Source organism: Stenotrophomonas sp. STEN087 (genome assembly GCF_056759115.1).
On sequence record NZ_JBRRCR010000087.1, the window covers coordinates 1 to 17,695 of the forward strand.

Annotated in this window: 12 protein-coding genes; 9 read left to right on the forward strand and 3 right to left on the reverse strand. The window is 68.4% G+C overall.

Annotation, left to right across the window (positions count from 1 at the left end):
- Nucleotides 1–167: 167 nt before the first annotated feature.
- The gene (locus ACVOK1_RS17375; RefSeq protein WP_481562786.1) at nt 168–3,017 is read right to left on the reverse strand and encodes a M16 family metallopeptidase; all 2,850 of its coding nucleotides are present in this window, start codon (nt 3,015–3,017) and stop codon (nt 168–170) included.
- Between the two features lie 405 nt (nt 3,018–3,422).
- On the opposite strand from ACVOK1_RS17375, the gene ACVOK1_RS17380 reads away from it, so the two are divergent.
- Together ACVOK1_RS17380 and ACVOK1_RS17385 are read left to right on the forward strand one after the other, a co-directional pair.
- Nucleotides 3,423–3,899: an XAC0231 family protein gene (locus tag ACVOK1_RS17380; protein ID WP_481562787.1), complete on the forward strand. Its 477-nt coding sequence runs from the start codon at nt 3,423–3,425 to the stop codon at nt 3,897–3,899.
- Nucleotides 3,900–3,969: 70 nt separating this feature from the next.
- Entirely contained in the window at nt 3,970–4,449 is a 480-nt protein-coding gene (locus ACVOK1_RS17385) for a tRNA (cytidine(34)-2'-O)-methyltransferase (RefSeq protein ID WP_481562788.1), read from the forward strand.
- A gap of 79 nt (nt 4,450–4,528) precedes the next feature.
- On the opposite strand, the gene ACVOK1_RS17390 is transcribed toward ACVOK1_RS17385, so the two are convergent.
- Nucleotides 4,529–5,692, reverse strand: coding sequence for an acyl-CoA dehydrogenase family protein (locus ACVOK1_RS17390; RefSeq protein WP_481562789.1), 1,164 nt, complete (start codon nt 5,690–5,692; stop codon nt 4,529–4,531).
- Between the two features lie 223 nt (nt 5,693–5,915).
- Here ACVOK1_RS17390 and ACVOK1_RS17395 point away from each other — a divergent pair, with 223 nt between their 5' ends.
- Together ACVOK1_RS17395 and ACVOK1_RS17400 are read left to right on the forward strand one after the other, a co-directional pair.
- Nucleotides 5,916–7,592 carry an electron transfer flavoprotein-ubiquinone oxidoreductase gene (locus tag ACVOK1_RS17395; RefSeq protein ID WP_481562790.1) on the forward strand — a complete coding sequence of 559 codons (1,677 nt, stop codon included), beginning with the start codon at nt 5,916–5,918 and terminating at the stop codon, nt 7,590–7,592.
- A 65-nt stretch (nt 7,593–7,657) separates the two neighbouring features.
- Nucleotides 7,658–8,059, forward strand: coding sequence for a c-type cytochrome (locus tag ACVOK1_RS17400; protein WP_108767316.1), 402 nt, complete (start codon nt 7,658–7,660; stop codon nt 8,057–8,059).
- A gap of 8 nt (nt 8,060–8,067) precedes the next feature.
- On the opposite strand, the gene ACVOK1_RS17405 is transcribed toward ACVOK1_RS17400, so the two are convergent.
- A complete protein-coding gene (locus ACVOK1_RS17405) occupies nt 8,068–11,676 on the reverse strand; it encodes an ATP-binding protein (protein WP_481562791.1) in 3,609 nt (1,202 codons plus the stop codon).
- A 76-nt stretch (nt 11,677–11,752) separates the two neighbouring features.
- Here ACVOK1_RS17405 and ACVOK1_RS17410 point away from each other — a divergent pair, with 76 nt between their 5' ends.
- The 5 genes from ACVOK1_RS17410 to ACVOK1_RS17430 all read left to right on the forward strand — a co-directional run bounded on the left by ACVOK1_RS17410 (nt 11,753) and on the right by ACVOK1_RS17430 (nt 17,594).
- Entirely contained in the window at nt 11,753–12,391 is a 639-nt protein-coding gene (locus ACVOK1_RS17410; protein ID WP_108767314.1) for a response regulator, read from the forward strand.
- A gap of 375 nt (nt 12,392–12,766) precedes the next feature.
- Nucleotides 12,767–13,549: a hypothetical protein gene (locus ACVOK1_RS17415; protein WP_164073823.1), complete on the forward strand. Its 783-nt coding sequence runs from the start codon at nt 12,767–12,769 to the stop codon at nt 13,547–13,549.
- Nucleotides 13,550–13,653: 104 nt separating this feature from the next.
- Nucleotides 13,654–15,663: an XVIPCD domain-containing protein gene (locus ACVOK1_RS17420; RefSeq protein ID WP_481562792.1), complete on the forward strand. Its 2,010-nt coding sequence runs from the start codon at nt 13,654–13,656 to the stop codon at nt 15,661–15,663.
- Nucleotides 15,664–15,949: 286 nt separating this feature from the next.
- On the forward strand, nt 15,950–16,321 hold the full coding sequence (locus tag ACVOK1_RS17425; protein WP_079224772.1) for a glycine zipper 2TM domain-containing protein: 372 nt from the start codon (nt 15,950–15,952) through the stop codon (nt 16,319–16,321).
- Between the two features lie 145 nt (nt 16,322–16,466).
- The gene (locus ACVOK1_RS17430) at nt 16,467–17,594 is read left to right on the forward strand and encodes a phosphotransferase enzyme family protein (RefSeq protein WP_481562793.1); all 1,128 of its coding nucleotides are present in this window, start codon (nt 16,467–16,469) and stop codon (nt 17,592–17,594) included.
- Nucleotides 17,595–17,695: the final 101 nt, after the last annotated feature.

Genomic DNA, 17,695 nt, shown 5'->3' on the forward strand with positions numbered 1-17,695 from the left:
CCGCCGGTGGCGCGGGGCGGGGGGGGGGGGGGGGGCCCCGCGGGGGGGGGGCGGGGGCGCCCCCCCCCGGGGGGGCCCCGCCCCCCGGGGGTCGCGGGGGGGGGCCGGCCCCGCGCCCCCCACTACCGGGGGGAGCCGGCCCGCCACATGGCGGGCCGGGTTCTACCTTATTTCTTGACCGGGTTGCCTTCGGCGTCGATCACGGTCACTTCGCCCAGCTTCAGCGCGCGCACGGCCGCTTCGGTCTGCTTGAGGTCACCCACCACCACCCAGGTCAGGCCCTGCGGCTTGATCGCGGCGGCGGCCTGCTGCACCTGGGCCGGGCTCATCGCCTCGATCTCGGCCTTGCGGCGCACCACGTAATCGTCCGGGCGCTTGAACTGCACGATGCTGCCGATGGTCGAGGCCACCGCAGCGGCGGTCTCATAGGCGCCCGGCAGGCTGAGGGTCTGGATGTTGCGGATGCGGTTGACCTCGGCCTCGGTGGCCGGCTTGCTGCCATCGGCGAACTCGGCGATCTCCTTGCGCATTTCCGCCAGGGCCGGACCGGTCTTGTCGATCTGCACCGGCGCCATCGCCATCCACGGGCGCTGGCCCACGGTGCTGCTGGCGCTGCTGCGGGCACCGTAGGACCAGTGCTTGTCCTCGCGCAGGTTCATGTTCAGGCGCGAGGTGAAGTCACCACCGAGCACGCCGTTGGCGATGTCGAAGCGGGTCGAGCCGGTGTCGCTGGACGGCGCCACCACCTGGCCGGCGAACAGGTTGGCCTGCACCGCACCCGGCTGGTCGATCAGGAACACGCGCGGAGCGGTCGGCACGGCCACGGCGGTGCTGGCCTTGATCACCGGCGCATCGCCGCTGGCCTTCCAGTCGCCCAGCTGCTTGTCCAGCAGCGGCACGATCTCGGCCAGGGTGGTGTCACCGACCACGATCAGGGTGCCGTCCTGCGGGCGCAGCCAGTCGCGGTGGAAGTCGACCAGGTCTTCGCGGTCCAGGCTGGTGATCGCCGCTTCGTCACCGCTGCCGGTGAACGGAATGGCGTACGGGTGGCCCTTGCCGTACAGCAGCGGCGGCAGCACGCGCATGGCCACCGCGTTCGGGTTGACCTTCTCCTGCTTGATGCCGGCGATCCACGAGGCCTTGACCCGGTCGATCTCGCCCTGCTCGAAGCGCGGCTCGCGCAGCAGGTCGCGGTACAGCGCCAGCGACGGCACCAGGTTCTCCTTCAGTGCCGACAGGTCGACGGTCACCGAATCCAGGCCGGCACCCGCGTCCAGGCTGGCACCCAGCGCGTCGGCAGCATCGGCGAAGGCCAGCGAACCCAGCTTGCCGGCACCTTCGGTCATCAGGTTCATGGTGAAGTTGGCGGTGCCCGGCTTGCGGCCCTGGTCGGCGGTGAAGCCTCCCGGGAACTGGTAGCTGAACTGCACCACCGGAATCTCGTGGCGCTCGGCCAGCACCACGGTGGTGCCGTTCTTCAGGGTGGCGCGCTGCAGTGCCGGGAACTTCAGCTGCGGGAACTCGCGGGTCTGCGGCACGCCGGCCTTGCGGTCGACCTGTTCCGGCAGGGTGCTGTACTTGCTGTCCACGGCCGGCACGTTGAACGGCTTCGGCGTGGCCGAGGCTTCTTCCTGCAGCGCGACGCGCTCACCCGGCTCGACCACCAGGGTGTGGCTGCCCTTGTCCAGCCACTGCGCGCCCACGCGCTTGAGGTCGGCGGCGGTGGCCTTGTCGATGTTGGCCAGCGAGGTGCGGAAGCAGCCCGGGTCGCCGGTGTAGACCGCGCACTCGGCCAGCGCGTCGGCCTTGCCGCCGAAGCCACCGATGCGCTCGATGCCGCGGATGAAGCCGGCGCGGAAGCCGGTCTTGGCGCGCGACAGCTCGTCGGCGGTCGGGCCGTCCTTCAGCAGGCGCTCGATCTCCTCATCGATGATCTTCTCGACCTGGGCCGGGTCCTGGCCCTGCTTCACGGTCGCCATGACCATGAAGTTGGAGCCCAGCTGCGAGCCGTAGGCACCGGCGCTGATGTTGTCCACCAGCTTGTCCTGGTGCTGCAGGCGCTGGCTCAGGCGCGAGGACTTGGCGCCACCGAGGATCTGCCCCAGCAGCTGCAGCTGGTCGATGTCGGTGGTGCCGACCTGGGCCACGTTCCAGGCGCGGTAGATGCGCGCCTGCGGCACCTTGTCGGTCATCACTTCACGGGTGTCGGCATCGCGCTTGGCGACGTCCACCTTCGGCTGGGCCATGGTCGGGCCGGCCGGAATGCTGCCGAAGTACTTGGCGGCCTTTTCCTTGGCGGTGGCCAGGTCGATGTCGCCGGCCAGCACCAGCACCGCGTTGTTGGGGCCGTACCAGGTGCGGAACCAGGTCTTGACGTCATCCAGCGAGGCGGCGTTGAGGTCGTTCATCGAACCGATGACGCTGTGGTGGTATGGGTGGCCGACCGGGTACAGCGAACGGTTTATCTTCTCCCACACCTGGCCATAGGGCTGGTTCTCGCCCTGGCGCTTCTCGTTCTGCACCACGCCGCGCTGCTCATCCAGCGCCGCCTGGTCGATCGCACCGACGAGGTGGCCCATGCGGTCCGATTCCATCCACAGCGCCATGTCCAGCGCGGTGGTCGGCACGTTCTCGAAGTAGTTGGTGCGGTCGGTGTTGGTGGTGCCGTTCTGGCCGGTGGCACCGACCTGCTTGAAGGGCTCGAAGTACTCGCCGTCGTGGTTCTCGCTGCTCTGGAACATCAGGTGTTCGAACAGGTGCGCGAAACCGGTACGGCCGGCCGGCTCGTCCTTGCTGCCCACGTGGTACCAGATGTTGACCGCCACGATCGGCGCCTTGCGGTCGGTATGCACGATCACGCGCAGGCCGTTGGGCAGGGTGAACTGCTCGAACGGGATATCGACCTTGGTGGCGGCGGCCGGCTTGGCCGCCAGTGCGGCGGTCGGCGCAAGCGTGCCGAGGGCGGTACTGAGGGCGACGGCCAGCAGCGCGGTGCGCGGGCGCAGGGCGAGAGACATTTCCGGATCCTTGGTCACGTTGGTGAATCGCGATCCTAGCGCGCGGGCGCGGGGGCCGGTATCGGCCACCAGTCACTGGGGGTGTTTGCCGCCGAGGGCCTCCCCGGCCCGCTTCGATGCGGTCACGGCCCGCCCGGTTCATGGTCCGGACAGTGTCCACCGCCGTTCGAACGGACAGGTGTCCGCCCTGCGGACACTCTTCACTCGCCTCGAAACCCTTTCAAATCAATGGCCTGTAGTTGGCACGGGGATTGCTTTGTATCTCCCGTGCCAGGAAGGGCTTCAGATCAAAAATGACTGGATGCTGAACAAAAGCAGGGATTTGAAAATTTTCCTTGCAAGCCCCGAATCGGTGTACTACCTTACTACCACACCACCGCTCACCAACACTAAACAGGCCCCGTCATGAACACCAAGACCATTGCCATCGCCATCGCCCTGATTGCCGGCACCGCGGTTGTTTCGTCGGTGCAGGCCTCCGAATCCATCAAGACCCTGTCCACCGTGCAGGTCCGCCCGGCCGCCGACCAGCTGGCCCAGCAGGCCTGGGAACAGGCCAGCGGCATCGTCACCCTCGCCACCGTGGAAGTGCGCCCCAGCGCCGACCAGCTGGCCGAGCGCGACGGCTTCATCGCCGCCCCGGTCGCTGCCGCCCTGCCGATCACCACCCTGGCCGCCGTCGAAGTGCGCCCGAGCCTGGAACAGCGCGTGGCCCTGGCCGCCGAGCTGGAAGCCCAGCGCTACGCCGCCACCCTGGCCGCCGCCGCCGCCAGCGTCGCCAACCAGGTCATCACCAACCTGCCGGCCCTGCAGGTGCGCCCGAGTTCTGCCGATCTGCAGGCCCTGGCCACCGAAACCGCCCAGGTCCTGCTGCGCCCGTAAGCGGCGTCCGCCCTGCCCCGTGCAGGGCGTGCGCCGTAATGGCGGCATCGGTCGCAGGTACACTGCAGCGATGAATGCCGCGCCCCTGTTCCACGTGATCCTGTTCCAACCGGAAATCCCGCCCAACACGGGCAATGTGATCCGGCTCTGCGCCAACACCGGCGCGCAGCTGCACCTGGTCGAACCACTCGGGTTCGCACTGGAAGACAAGCAGCTCAAGCGCGCCGGGCTGGACTACCACGAGTATTCGCGCCTGCAGGTGCACCCCGACCTGGACACCGCGCTGGCGCGCATCGCGCCCAAGCGGCTGTTCGCCCTGAGTACCCGGGCCAGCGTGCGCTATGACAGCGTCGGGTTCGAAGAAGGCGATGCCCTCCTGTTCGGGCCGGAAAGCCGCGGCCTGCCGCAGGACCTGCTCGATGCCCTGCCCGAAGGCCGCCGCCTGCGCCTGCCAATGCGCCCGGACAACCGCAGCCTCAATCTGTCCAACACCGTGGCCGTGGTGATGTACGAGGCCTGGCGCCAGCACGGGTTTGCCGGCGGCGCGTGATCCCGCGCACGGCCGGCATCTGCAGTAGATCCACGCCATGCGTGGATGTCAGTAGATCCACGCCATGCGTGGATAGCCGTCAAAACGCGCTGATCCCGGTCAGCTCCCTGCCGATCACCAGCTGGTGCACGGTCTCGGTGCCTTCATAGGTGATCACCGATTCCAGGTTCAGCGCATGCCGGATCGCCACGTGCTCGGTGGTGATGCCCGCGCCGCCCAGCAGGTCGCGGCATTCGCGGGCGATATCGATCGCCATGCGGCAGTTGTTCCACTTGGCCAGGCTGACCTGCTGCGGCTGCAGCTGGCCGGCTTCCTTCAGGCGGCCCAGCTGCAGGACCAGCAGCTGTGCGGTGGTGATGCGGCGGGCCATCTCGGCCAGCTTGATCTGCGCACTCTGGGTGGCCGCCAGCGGGCGGCCGAACAGCACGCGCTCCTTGGCGTAGCCCAGCGCCTCATCGAGGCAGGCGATGGCCGAACCGATCGGGCCCCAGCTGATCCCGAAGCGGGCCTGGGTCAGGCAGCCCAGCGGGCCCTTCAGGCCCTTCACGTTCGTCAGGCGGTGGCTGTCGGGCACGCGCACGTCATCGAAGTACAGCGCACCGGTCAGCGAGGCGCGCAGGCTCATCTTGTGCTTGATCTCCTGCGTGGTGAAGCCGGCCATGCCCTTTTCCAGCACGAAACCCTGGATGCCGTCCTCGGTCTGCGCCCAGACGATGGCCAGGTCGGCCACCGGGCCGCTGGTGATCCACATCTTGCTGCCGCTGATGCGCCAGTCACTGCCGTCGCGCACCGCGCGGGTCTTCATGCTGGCCGGGTCGGAGCCGCCGTGCGCCTCGGTCAGGCCGAAGCAGCCGATCAGCTCGCCGCGCGCCATCGCCGGCAGCCACTGGCGACGCTGTTCCTCGCTGCCGTAGGCGTAGATGGGGTACATGCACAGCGAGCTCTGTACCGACACGAAGCTGCGCAGACCGGAATCGCCGCGCTCCAGCTCCTGGCAGATCAGGCCGTAGCTGACCGCACCGAGGTCGCCGCCACCGTATTCGGCCGGCAGGGTCGCGCCGAGCAGGCCCAGTGCCGCCACCTCCGGCACCAGCTCCTCGGGGAAGCGGGCCTGGTCGAAGGCATCGCCGATGATCGGCAGCACGCGCTCGTTGGTGAAGCGGGCCACGCTGTCCTGCACCGCGCGCTCTTCCTCGCTGAGCAGGGAACGGACATCGAACAGATCGTACGGATGCAAAGCCATGGCACTCACGCGCAGTCAGGACCGGGCCATTGTCGGTCATTCGGGGCCGGGACATTACGCTGCGCTGCAGCAATCGTGCGGTGAACGGCGTCTATCTAGCTCGATCACGCGCGGCCCGGTACCCTGACACATTCAAACAACCGTTTCGCTCGTGGCCGCACGCGCGATTCCCAGGCACCGCCGGTGGCCCCGATGCCGGCCCTACCCACGAGTCATGCAATCGATGAGCGCTGAAGCCAACGCCCTGCCCCCGCGTGAAGTAATGGAATTCGACGTGGTGATCGTCGGTGCCGGCCCGGCCGGCCTGGCCACCGCGATCCGCCTGCGCCAGCGCGCGGTGGAAGCCGGCCGCGAGCTGTCGGTGTGCGTGCTGGAAAAGGGCTCCGAGCCGGGCGCGCACGTGCTGTCCGGCGCGGTGATGGACCCGCGCGCCCTGACCGAACTGTTCCCGGACTGGGCCGAGCGCGGCGCACCGCTGAAGCAGAAGGTCACCCGCGACGAGTTCCTGTTCCTGAGCGAGACCGGCGCGCGCAGCACGCCCAACGCGCTGCTGCCGGAGTGCTTCCACAACGAAGGCAACTACATCATCAGCCTGGGTGAAGTGACCCGCTGGCTGGCGCAGCAGGCCGAAGCGCTGGAAGTGGCGATCTTCCCCGGCTTCGCCGCCGCCGAAGTGCTGTACGGCGACAACGGTGAAGTGATCGGCGTGGCCACCGGCGACATGGGCATCGAGAAGGACGGCAGCATCGGCCCGGCCTTCGAGCGCGGCATGGCCCTGCATGCCAAGTACACGATCTTCGGCGAAGGCGCGCGCGGCCACCTCGGCCGCCAGCTGATCGCCCGTTACAAGCTGGATGAAGGCAAGGACCCGCAGGCCTACGGCATCGGCATCAAGGAGCTGTGGCAGATCGACCCGGCCAAGCACGAGCCGGGCCTGGTGGTGCATGCGGCCGGCTGGCCGCTGGACAACGACACCTACGGCGGCGCGTTCCTGTACCACGCCGACGGCGGCAAGGTCGCCGTCGGTTATGTGGTCGGGCTGGACTACAAGAACCCGTGGCTGAGCCCGTTCGAGGAATTCCAGCGCTTCAAGACCCACCCGTCCATCCGCAAGCACCTGGAAGGCGGCACCCGCATCGGCTACGGCGCCCGCGCCATCACCGCCGGTGGCCTGATGTCGCTGCCGAAGACGGTGTTCCCCGGTGGCGCGCTGGTCGGCTGCGAGGCCGGCTACCTCAACGTCAGCCGCATCAAGGGCAGCCACGCCGCGATCAAGACCGGCATGCTGTGCGCCGATGCGGCCTTCGATGCCCTGGCCGCCGACCGCCAGCACGACGAACTGGACGCCTACCCGAAGGCCTTTGAAGCCAGCTGGCTGTTCACCGAGCTGCAGCAGGCCAAGAACTTCAAGCAGTGGTTCAAGAAGGGCCAGACCGTGGCCACGCTGATGACCGGCATCGAGCAGTGGCTGCTGCCCAAGCTGGGCGTGCGCAACCCGCCGTGGACCCTGCGCCACAGCACCCCGGACCACGCCTGCCTGGAACCGGCGGCCAAGCACACGCGCATCGCCTATCCCAAGCCCGACGGCGTGCTGACCTTCGATCGTCTCAGCTCGGTGTTCCTGAGCAGCACCAACCACGACGAGAACCAGCCCAGCCACCTGACGCTGAAGGATGCCAGCGTGCCGGTGCAGGTGAACCTGGCCGAGTACGCCGGCCCGGAAGCGCGCTACTGCCCGGCCGGTGTGTACGAATTCGTCGGCGAAGGTGACAGCGCGCGCCTGCAGATCAACGCGCAGAACTGCGTGCACTGCAAGACCTGCGACATCAAGGACCCGACCCAGAACATCGTCTGGGTGACCCCGCAGGGCGGCGGCGGCCCGAACTACTCGGGCATGTGATGGCGCCGGGCTGCGACCGCATGTCGCAGCCCGCTGCCGCGGGCGCACCGTTATCCTGCCCGCCCATGCGCGCCCTTCGCCTGCCCCTGCTGCTGACGTTCGTCCTGGTGGCCAGCGCCTGCCAGCGCACGCCATCGGAACCGCTGACGCCAGCACAGGCGCGGCTGCAGGCCCAGCAGCAGGCCTTCGAGATCTGCGCCGGCTGCCACACGGTCAAGGCCGGTGGCATCCACCGCTTCGGCCCCAACCTGCACGGGGTGATCGGCCGCCGCGCCGGCAGCCTGCCCGACTACGCCTATTCGGACGGCATGCGCCGCGCCGGCTTCGTGTGGAGCGCGCAGACCCTGGATACCTTCCTGCAGTCGCCCACCCACGTGGTGCCGGGCACGCGCATGTACAACGCCTTCCCCAGTGCCGAACGCCGCGCGTTGGTGATCGCCTACCTGCAGGAGCAGGCATCGCAGTAGCCGGCCACTCAGCCTGCCAGCCGTTGCAGCTGCTGCTGCAGGTGCTGCACGAACTGGCCGATCTGCTGCAGCACCGGCGCCGCATCGGCATCGCTGGCCTGCTGCAGCTGCTGTTCCAGCGCCGCCGCGCGCTCGGCCAGGCCACGCGCGCCCACCGACCCCAACGCGCCGCCCATGCGGTGCAGCTGCTGGATCGCACTGGCGCGATCACCTTCGCCCAGCGCCCGCTGCAGCTGCGCGATGTCCGCCGCGCTGGCCTGCAGCAGGCTGTCACGCAGCTGGGTGGCCACCTGCAGTGAGCCGAAGCGCTGCTGCAGGGCGGCCAGGTCTGGCAGTTCCAGCGCAGGCGCGTCATCGCTTGCCCGTGCCGGTGCTTCGGCCGTCGGCTCCGCCTCCAGTGCCGCCGCCTGCGGCAACCAGCGCAGCAGCGCCTGCCGCAGGGTGGCCAGCGACAGCGGTTTGGCCAGCACATCGTCCATGCCGGCGTCGCGGCAGCGGCGTGCATCATCGTTGAGCACGCTGGCGGTCAGCGCGAGGATCGACAGGCGCGGCTGGCCGTTGCGGCTTTCGCGTTCGCGCAGCAGGCGGGCAAAGGCGAAGCCATCCAGCACCGGCATGCGGCAGTCGGTGATCACCAGGTCGAACGTCTCCACCGACAGGCGGTCCAGCGCCTGCTGGCCGTCATCCACCAGCACATGCGGCACGCCCAGCTGCTGCAGGCGCCAGGCCATCATCGCCTGGTTGGTGGGATGGTCCTCCACCACCAGCACGCGGGCCTCGCGCAGCGCCGGCGGCAACAGCGCGGTCTGTTCCTGTTCGGACAGCAGCGCCTGCACGTCATCGGCACGCGCCTCCACCAGCGACAGCAGCACCTCCACCCGCGTGCCCTGACCCAGCACGCTGTGCAGGGAAATCTCGCCACCCATCTTCTGTACCAGGCGATGGCAGATGCTCAGGCCCAGGCCGGTACCGCCGTGCTCGCGCTGGATGTGTGCGCCGGCCTGGGCAAACGGTGCGAACAGGTGCGGGATCTGCTCGTCGGCGATGCCGATGCCGGTATCCGACACGGTCAGCCGCAGCGGCTGGCTGCCCTCCTCGGTGGTGGCACCGAGCACATCCACCTGCAGGCGCACGCTGCCCTGCGCGGTGAACTTGATGGCGTTGCTGAGCAGATTGAAGATGATCTGCCGCACGCGCACGCCATCGACCTCATGCGCCTGCGCCAGTCGTGGATCGATCTCCACCTGCAGGTCCAGGCCACGCGCGGTGGCCTGCGCCGACAGCAGCCGGCACACGCTTTCCAGCAGCGGCCGCAGCGGCATCGGCACCGGTGCCAGGCGCAGCGCGCCGGCTTCCATGCGCGAGTAGTCGAGGATGTCATCGAGGATCTGCCGCAGCATCTGTGCGGAATCCTCGATCACCCCGATGATGCGCTGCTGTTCCTGGTCCAGCGGCGAATGCGAGAGCACTTCCAGCATGCCCAGCACGCCGCTCATCGGCGTGCGGATCTCATGGCTCATGGTGGCCAGGAAGCGCGATTTGGCTTCCACCGCCTGCTCGGCCTCGACCTTGGCCGTCGCCAGTGCATCGGCCTGCGCGCGCGCCTCGCTCACGTCCACCCAGTAACCGCTCCAGGTCACCGCACCGGCGTCGGCCGAGTACGGGTGCGCCTGGGTGCGCACCCAGCGCGCGTTGCCATCCTCGGTGCGCACGCGGAACTCGAACGACAGCGGTGCGAAGCTGCGCGCGGCCAAGGCGGTGCCGCGCACGATGAGCACGCGATCCTCCGCGTCGATACGCTGCAGCAGCGCATCGGCATCGTCCATCGCCTGCTGCGGCGAGATGCCGAACAGGGCCTGCACGTCGCCGGCGATGAAGGGAAAACTGAGTGCGCCATCGGCGGCGCGACGTGCCTGGTAGACGATGGCCGGAAGGTTGTCGGTGACATCGGCCAGGCGCTGCTCCACATGCCGGCGCCCGGCCACTTCACGGCGCAGGCGCCAGTAGCCCAGCGCATAGACGAACAGCCCGCTCAGCAGGATCAGCAGCAGCGGGATGCCCCAGCGCTGCAGGGTGCTCCACTGCACGCCGTGGTGGTACTCGGAGGCCAGCCAGTCGTCGCGCAGGGCCTCGCGTTCGCGCGGCGTCATCTGCAGCAGCAGGCGGTCGAAGGTGGTGGCCAGTGCGGCATAGCGGCGGTCGACGGCCAGCGCCAGTTCGTCGTTGAAGTTGGCCGGGGCGGCGATCTGCAGGCGGCCGGCGAACTGGTTGCGCAGCAGCTGGTCGACCAGCGCCAGGTTGCCCACGTAGGCGTCGGCCTCGCCATCGGCCAGGCGCTGCATCGCCTGTTCGGCACTGCGCGTGGGAATGATGCGCGCCAGCGGTGCCTGCTGCAGCACGTAGCCACGCACCCGTTCCGGGTCGGACAGCAGCACGCGCTTGCCCTGAAGGTCGGACAGGCCCAGCAGCACCGGGCTGTCGCGGGCGGTCACGATGACGTTGGGCACGCTGATGAAGGGCTGGCTGAACACCCAGTCCGGGCCCAGGTACTGCGAATCGATCGGGATGCCCATCACCGCCTGCAGATCACCGCGCTTTGCCTTGGCTCGCACGTCGAACCAGTCGTGGCTGGGGTCGACCTGCAGGTGGGCACCGGCCTGCCGCAGGCGCTGCAGGTACTCTCTGGCCAGGCCGCTGGGCTGGTCGTTGTCGTCGGCGAAGGACAGCGGTGCCGCATTGGGCGCGAAGCCGATCTTCAATGATTCCTGCAGCACGCGCTTCTCGGCCTGGCTGAGCGCCAGCTGCGCGGACGCCGACCACGTCAGCGGCGGCAGCCAGTGCTCCATCAACGCCTCGCGCTGCGAGGGGCTGCTGGCCGCCAGCGCCACATCCAGCGCTTCTGCCAGCGGCTGGCTGCCAGTGGGCACGCCGAAGTGCAGGCGCTCGGGCGGCAGATCGCTGGGCCGCAGCATCACCACGCCGTCGATCTTCCTCAGCGCGATCAGTTCGGTGGCGACGTAGGCATTGCCGATGAAGACGTCCGCCTTGTCGTCTCTGACCATGGCGAGCGCTGTCTGCGTGTCATTTGCGACAAGCTGCCGGGCCCGCGGGAAGCGCGCACGCACCTGCGGGGCGGTCATGAAGTCCTGTTCGATGACCACCCGCAGCCCGTCAAGGTCCGGCGTTTCGGATGCGCGCAGATCACCCGGCCGCCCGACGATCGCCAGCGGTGCTTCCACATACGCACGGGTATAGACCATGCAGCGGGCGCGTTCGGGACTGAGCGCGGTGTTCATCACCACGTCGATCTCGCCGCGGCATGCCGCATCCAGCACGGCATTCCAGTCCGGATAGCGACGGAACTGCAGTTCCACGCCGAGTTGACGAGCCAGAAGCGACAGGTACTCTGGTCCCAGCCCGGTCGGCTGGCCCTGCTGCAGGTCCTCGAACGGTGGCCAACCGCTGTCATACTGGCCCGCAACGATCACCGGATGCGCGGCCAGGAACTGGCGCTGCAGGACGGTCAACGGCAGGGGGCCCGGTTCGGCCTGCGCCAGCACGGACAGGCCCAGCAGCCCCAGCAAGAGGACCCATCCACGCACTGCCCGGTTCCGCATCTGCGACGTTCTCCCAGAAACCCGCCTGGTACCGCGCAGCTCGCGGCCGGCACTGCCCGAAAGGCCATACTAGAGCATGACCTTGCGCATCATCATCGCAGACGACCACCCCGTGGTACGCATCGGCACCCGTGCCGTGATCGAGGCCAGCGGCGTCGGCCGGGTCGTCGGCGAAGCGGAGAGCGTGCAGGCGCTGATGGCCGTGCTGGCCAGCCAGCCCTGCGACATGCTGGTGACCGACTACTCGATGCCCGGCAGCGCCCAGGCCGATGGCTTCGCGATGATCGGCATGATCCGCCGGCGCTACCCCGACCTGCCGGTGCTGATGCTCAGCGTGTCCAACAACCTGGCCATCCTGCGCATGGTGCTGGACTGCGGCGTGCTTGGCCTGGTCGACAAGAGCTCGTCGATGGAGGAACTGCCGCAGGCCATCCAGACGGTGTATCGCGGCCAGTCCTACATCAGCCGCAGCCTGCGCGAACGGGTGGAGGAAGCGGGCAGCTGGCGCATGCGCGAGGGGGATGGCAAACCGCTGTCACCGCGCGAGGTGGAAGTGCTGCGCCTGCTCGGCACCGGGATGACGGTCAAGGAAATCTCCCTGCAGCTGCACAAGAGCGTCAGCACCATCAGCCGACAGAAGGGCGATGCGATGCTCAAGTTGGGCCTGAAGGGCGACGCCGAACTGTTCGACTACCTCCGTGACGGGAAAATCTGAGAACTGGCTTGCAGTTTCACGGGATTGCTCACGCCTTCACGTCTGCCTCCCCCTGTGATCGCCGTCGCGGCTGTGCCATGATCCGCCGCGATGGGCTCTCCCATGCGAGGTCGAAGGAATCGACCGGCTCATCACTACATCGTGCTGCCCCTGCGTGGGTGGCCGGTTTTCTGCGTTGGCCGTCTTGCCCAGCGCCCGCACACCATGGAGAGGCGCATGATCCATTCCCCCACCGTCTGCCTGGCACCTGCCCGTACGCGATTGCGTCTGGCATTGGCTGGTCTTGCCGTTTCGCTGCTGGCCAGCGCATGCACCCCTTCTACCTCGACCGCGTCACCGCAGGGCGCCGACGCGCCACGACAGGAAGTTGCCCCGATGCAGAGCTCCGCTACCGCCGCCGCGACCCCCGCGGCCGTTGCCACGCCGCCCGATGCCGGCAGCGTGCTGTACTTCATCTACCAGGTGGACGGCGATGGCGCCGTCTCCTACGAAGTGGCCAACGGCAGCGTGGCCACCTTCTGGTTCGGCCACACCTATGAAGTGGCCGGCACCCGCTACTACACCGGCTTTGCCTGGAACACCCCGCAGAAGTTCGGCAAGGCCGGCGAGGACGAGGCTGGCCCGGACAGCCGCGTCACTCTCTCCGAAGCCACCTTCACCCTGACCGGCGACAAGCCGGACCGCCCGTGGGTGTTCAAGGGCGCTGAACCGTGGATCGGCGCCATCGGTGCCTACGGCAGCGCGCCGGACGTGGACAGCAAGCGCACGCCGGTGGAACACCGCACGGCGTCGGGCAAGCTGGTGCTGGCCGTACCGACCCGCGCCTTCAGCAGCGGCGTCAGCGTGGAAAGCTACGAGATCCTGCTGTTCAACCCGGACTACGAGAAATCCGAGGATGGCCAGGTCTGGGCCAGCGCCGGCACCGTGATCACCGGCGAAGACAATTCGGCGGCCTGCGACGACGGTGCGGTGATGCCCTGCGTCAGCAGCCAGGGCACGCTGGCCTTCGAGGCCGTGCCGGGCAGCGACCTGCCGGCCATCCGCGTGAGCGAAACCGGCACCACCATCGCCGCCCCGGGCCAGACCCGTGCGCTGGGTGCCGCCGACGCGCGCCAGTACCGCTACGACGCCGCCCGCAAGGCCTACGTCGCACCGTAAGCACACATCGCAGTACCTGTTGACCGACATGTTGATGACTCAAGGATGAGTCCGGTTGGCGAAACGCGGCCCAGGCCGCTCCATCAACCCCAGAGGAAAACGTCATGGCACAGCGTGACTACAGCAAACAGGAAGTTCTCGACATCATCGAACAGGTCGCCCAGCGCAAGGGTATTTCCAGCGAGGATTTCCTGCGCTTCGCCCACATCGAGACCGGCGGGCAGTTCGACGAACGCGCGCACAACAGCCGAACCGACGCCAAGGGCCTGTTCCAGTTCCTGCCGTCCTCGGCGCGCCAGTACGGCCTGACCGGCCACGAGTACGACCCGACCCGCAACACCGAAGCAGCCGCGGACATGTTCCAGCGCAACCTGGCCGACATGCAGAAGCGCCATGAGCGCACCGGCCACCCGTACCTGTCCGGCGAAGCCTCGCCCACCGGCCTGGACCTGTACCTGGCACACCAGCAGGGTGCGGCCGGCTATGGCTCGATCCAGACCGCCATCGCCACCGGCACCTTCGGCGTGGTGCGTGATGGCCACGGCGATGTGATCAACATGCGGCCGCGGATCATGGGCCAGATCGGCAGTGACATCCAGGCGCTGACCGGCCACACGCGTGCGGAAATGAGCACGATGAACGACAGGGACCTGGCCAGCACCTTCGCCCAGTACTACGACCGCAAGTACGACGGCATCAGCATTCCGGAAAAGAACATCGCGCCGATCAGCGCCGATGCGCCGGCACGCAGCGCCCCGGTGCAGGCACCGGCCGGCCCGACCCAGACGGTGCCGGCACCGACCGCCGCCACCGTGGCTGCCCCCGTCGCGGCCAACCAGGACAAGCCGGGCATCAGCCTCAGCGCCGCCTACGAGGCCGGCGTGAAGTACGACGACGTCAAGTACGCCATCAACATTCCGTCCAGCCAGTACTACCGTGGCAACGGCATCACCGGCAAGAACGTCGACCAGGGCTACGTGGACTGCTCGGGCTGGGTCGGCACGATGCTCAACAAGACCCAGGACGAGATCAACCAGAAGGCCGGCCACGCCGTCTACGGTGATGCGGACCGCATCAAGCTGGGCTTCGCCGGCTCCGGCGGCATCGTGCAGCAGGCCTACAAGGATTCGGGCGTGCTGCTGCAGCGCGACGACATCCTCAAGCCGGGTGCGCTGAAGGAAGGCATGGTGATCGGCCTGGATACGGCCAGGACCAAGCACGAGCACTGGAACGGCATCGACCACATCGTGATGGTGGTGCGTGACCCCAACACCGACAAGCTGCTGATCAGCCAGTCCACCGGCAAGCAGGGCGTGCACACCATGCCGGTGGAGGACTACCTGAAGCAGGTGGAGAACCACCCGAACTGGAAGCTGTTCGCCTCCGACCCGCTGCACAAGGCGCGTGACCTGCTCGAGACGCGCACCCAGACGCAGCAGCAGGGCCAGCACAAGGACGCGCCGGCGCAGGCCACCGCGGCCGCACCGCAGGCCGCACGCAACGAGATCCATCGCCAGGGCGACCACAGCGAAGGCGTGCGCAAGGTGCAGGAGAATCTCGGCCACCTGGGCTATGTCGGTGCCGACGGCAAGCCGCTGTTCGAGGACGGCAAGTTCGGCCGCAACACCGAAGCGGCGGTGCGCCAGTTCCAGAAGGACAACGGCCTGGCCGTGGATGGCATCATCGGCCCGAAGACCTTGGGCGCGATGCAGGAAGCACGCGAGCGTCCGCTGCTGAACGACGAGCGCCACCCGCGCAACCCGATGTACAACCAGGCGGTGAACAGCCTGGAGCAGCTGCCGGCCGGCACCTTCAAGGACCGCCATTCGCTGGAAGCGGCCGCTGCATCGCTGACCCGGCAGTCGCACGAAGCCGGCCTGCAGCGCATCGATTCGGTGGTGCCCAGCACCAACGGCGAGCGCCTGTTCGCCGTGCAGGGCGCGATGAACGACCCGGCCGCGATGCGTGCCGCGGTGGACGTGAAGGCCGCCAGCGAACAGAGCATGGCGTTGAACAGCGGCGCGGTGCAGGGTGCACCGAACGTGCTGCAGCAGGACAGCCAGCAGCAGCACCAGGAGCAGCAGCGCCAGACCCAGCGCGCGATGGGTCATTGATCCAGGCGGGGTCGGATCCCTTTCCGCAGGAAAGGGCTCCGACCCCGTTGCCGACCCCGTTCCTGTTTTCCTGAAGGAAACGTGTCGGCCGCGCGTGTTGCAGCTCCCGTTCAGGCGGATTTTCAGGTGCGCTTCATCGCCCATGACGCTAGATGAATACGCACGCCGCAGGCCGTCCAGGCGCAATGTTCCGACAATGTTGGAAGCCCAGTTTGGACAGCACGGCAGCCAGGGCGCCCCCGCCCTCCCTGCCCACCGTGGCAAGCCCCAGACAGGAGAACCGAACATGATCAGTACGTCCGCAATCAGCTTCCGTGGCCTGGCGATGGCCCTTGCCCTGCTGGCCGGCGTGGCGGTGGTCAGCGATGCCAGCGCGATGTCGAGGAAGGACAAGCGCACAGTCGTCGGTGCGGTGGTGGGCGGCGTGGCCGGCCATCTGATCTCCAACGGCGACCCGACCGCGACCGTCGGTGGCGCGGTGGCCGGTGGTGCCATCGGCAACCTGACCACCAAGGATCACCACGACCGCCGCTATGACCGTCGCTACGACAACCGTCGTTACGATCGCGGCTACAACCGGGGTTACAGCCGCGGGTACCACGACCGTGGCCATGACCGCCGCCACTACCACGACCGCGGCCGTCATCGCGGCTGGTAAGCGCGCCGGCGCCGCTTGATGATTCCGGCAACGGGCAGATCCTGGATCTGCCCGTTTTCGTTGCTGCCAGCGCAGGTTGCGCCGGCAGCGCCCATGGCGTTGAATGCGCAGCCTTGGTGACTCCTTTCCGGGCAGCGGCTGCGGCATGACTTCTTCCCCCCATCGCGTGCAGGGCCTCAACAACGACGAGGTCGCTGCCGACTGGCCGGCGATCCGCGCCGACGAAGTGGCGTGGCTATGCACGCAGTACCCGGCACTGGCGGCGGACAGCACGCTGCACTGGCACAGCCCGCGCCCGCTGTCGGCGGCGGCGATCGTGCAGGGCGCGATGGGCCGGGTGTTCATCAAGCGCCACCACCACAGCGTGCGCAGCGCCACCTGCCTGCAGGAAGAACACCGTTTCATCGCCCATCTGGCCGCGCACGGCGTGCCGGTGGTGCAGGTGCTGGCCACCGCTGATGGCGCGACTGCGGTCGAGCATGGGCCGTGGACCTACGAGCTGCACGCGGTCGGCGCAGGCGCGGACCTGTACCGCGATGCGGTGTCGTGGTCGCTGCTGACCGACAGCGCGCAGGCACTGCAGGCCGGGCGCACGCTGGCGCGCCTGCACCAGGCCTCGGCCAGTTTCCACGCGCCCCAGCGCAGCACCCACATCCTCGTGGCGCGCGACGACCTGATCCGCGCCGACGATCCCATCGCCGCGCTGCAGGCCGACCTGCCGAACCGCCCCGGCCTGGCCCGCTATCTGGCGCGCATTCCCTGGCAGGCACAGCTGCGCGCGGAAGTGCTGCCCTGGCACAAGGGCCTGGCCACGCGCCTGCGCGACGAGCCACGGCTGTGGGCGCACAACGACTGGCACGTCTCCAACCTGCTGTGGGATGCCGACGGCGCGGTGGCCACCGCGCTGGATTTCGGCCTGGCCTCGCCCACCAGCGCACTGTTCGACCTGGCCACCGCCATCGAGCGCAACGCCGTGGCCTGGCTGGAACTGGAGCGCGGCGACGCCGCCGTGCGCATCGACATCGCCCTGGCCCTGCTGCAGGGCTACCGCGAGGTACTGCCGCTGTCGGCCGGGCGCGTGCAGCTGCTGGCCGACCTGTTGCCGATGGTCCATTTCGACTTCGCACTGTCCGAAGTGGAGTATTTCGAAGGCATCACCGGCTCCACCGCCAATGCCGACGTGGCCTGGCAGCCGTTCATGCTGGGGCACCCGGCGTGGTTCCATACAAAGGCAGGCCAGGCCTTGCTGCAGGCGCTGCGCGCGGCGCCGTGAGGTTGGGTGGGGTCAGAGCCCAATACAGAGCAAAGGGGGATGGACCCAACGCCCACCCGGGGGTGAGGTACCATTTACCAGCAAAAAGCGAAGAACACAAC

Coding starts and splice junctions, on each gene's coding strand:
- ACVOK1_RS17390 (WP_481562789.1), bottom strand. CDS start 5,692: ATGGCTTTGCATCCGTACGATCTGTTCGATGTCCGTTCCCTGCTCAGC.
- ACVOK1_RS17400 (WP_108767316.1), top strand. CDS start 7,658: ATGCGCGCCCTTCGCCTGCCCCTGCTGCTGACGTTCGTCCTGGTGGCC.
- ACVOK1_RS17410 (WP_108767314.1), top strand. CDS start 11,753: ATGACCTTGCGCATCATCATCGCAGACGACCACCCCGTGGTACGCATC.
- ACVOK1_RS17430 (WP_481562793.1), top strand. CDS start 16,467: ATGACTTCTTCCCCCCATCGCGTGCAGGGCCTCAACAACGACGAGGTC.
- ACVOK1_RS17415 (WP_164073823.1), top strand. CDS start 12,767: ATGCAGAGCTCCGCTACCGCCGCCGCGACCCCCGCGGCCGTTGCCACG.
- ACVOK1_RS17420 (WP_481562792.1), top strand. CDS start 13,654: ATGGCACAGCGTGACTACAGCAAACAGGAAGTTCTCGACATCATCGAA.
- ACVOK1_RS17405 (WP_481562791.1), bottom strand. CDS start 11,676: ATGCGGAACCGGGCAGTGCGTGGATGGGTCCTCTTGCTGGGGCTGCTG.
- ACVOK1_RS17385 (WP_481562788.1), top strand. CDS start 3,970: ATGAATGCCGCGCCCCTGTTCCACGTGATCCTGTTCCAACCGGAAATC.
- ACVOK1_RS17425 (WP_079224772.1), top strand. CDS start 15,950: ATGATCAGTACGTCCGCAATCAGCTTCCGTGGCCTGGCGATGGCCCTT.
- ACVOK1_RS17380 (WP_481562787.1), top strand. CDS start 3,423: ATGAACACCAAGACCATTGCCATCGCCATCGCCCTGATTGCCGGCACC.
- ACVOK1_RS17375 (WP_481562786.1), bottom strand. CDS start 3,017: ATGTCTCTCGCCCTGCGCCCGCGCACCGCGCTGCTGGCCGTCGCCCTC.
- ACVOK1_RS17395 (WP_481562790.1), top strand. CDS start 5,916: ATGAGCGCTGAAGCCAACGCCCTGCCCCCGCGTGAAGTAATGGAATTC.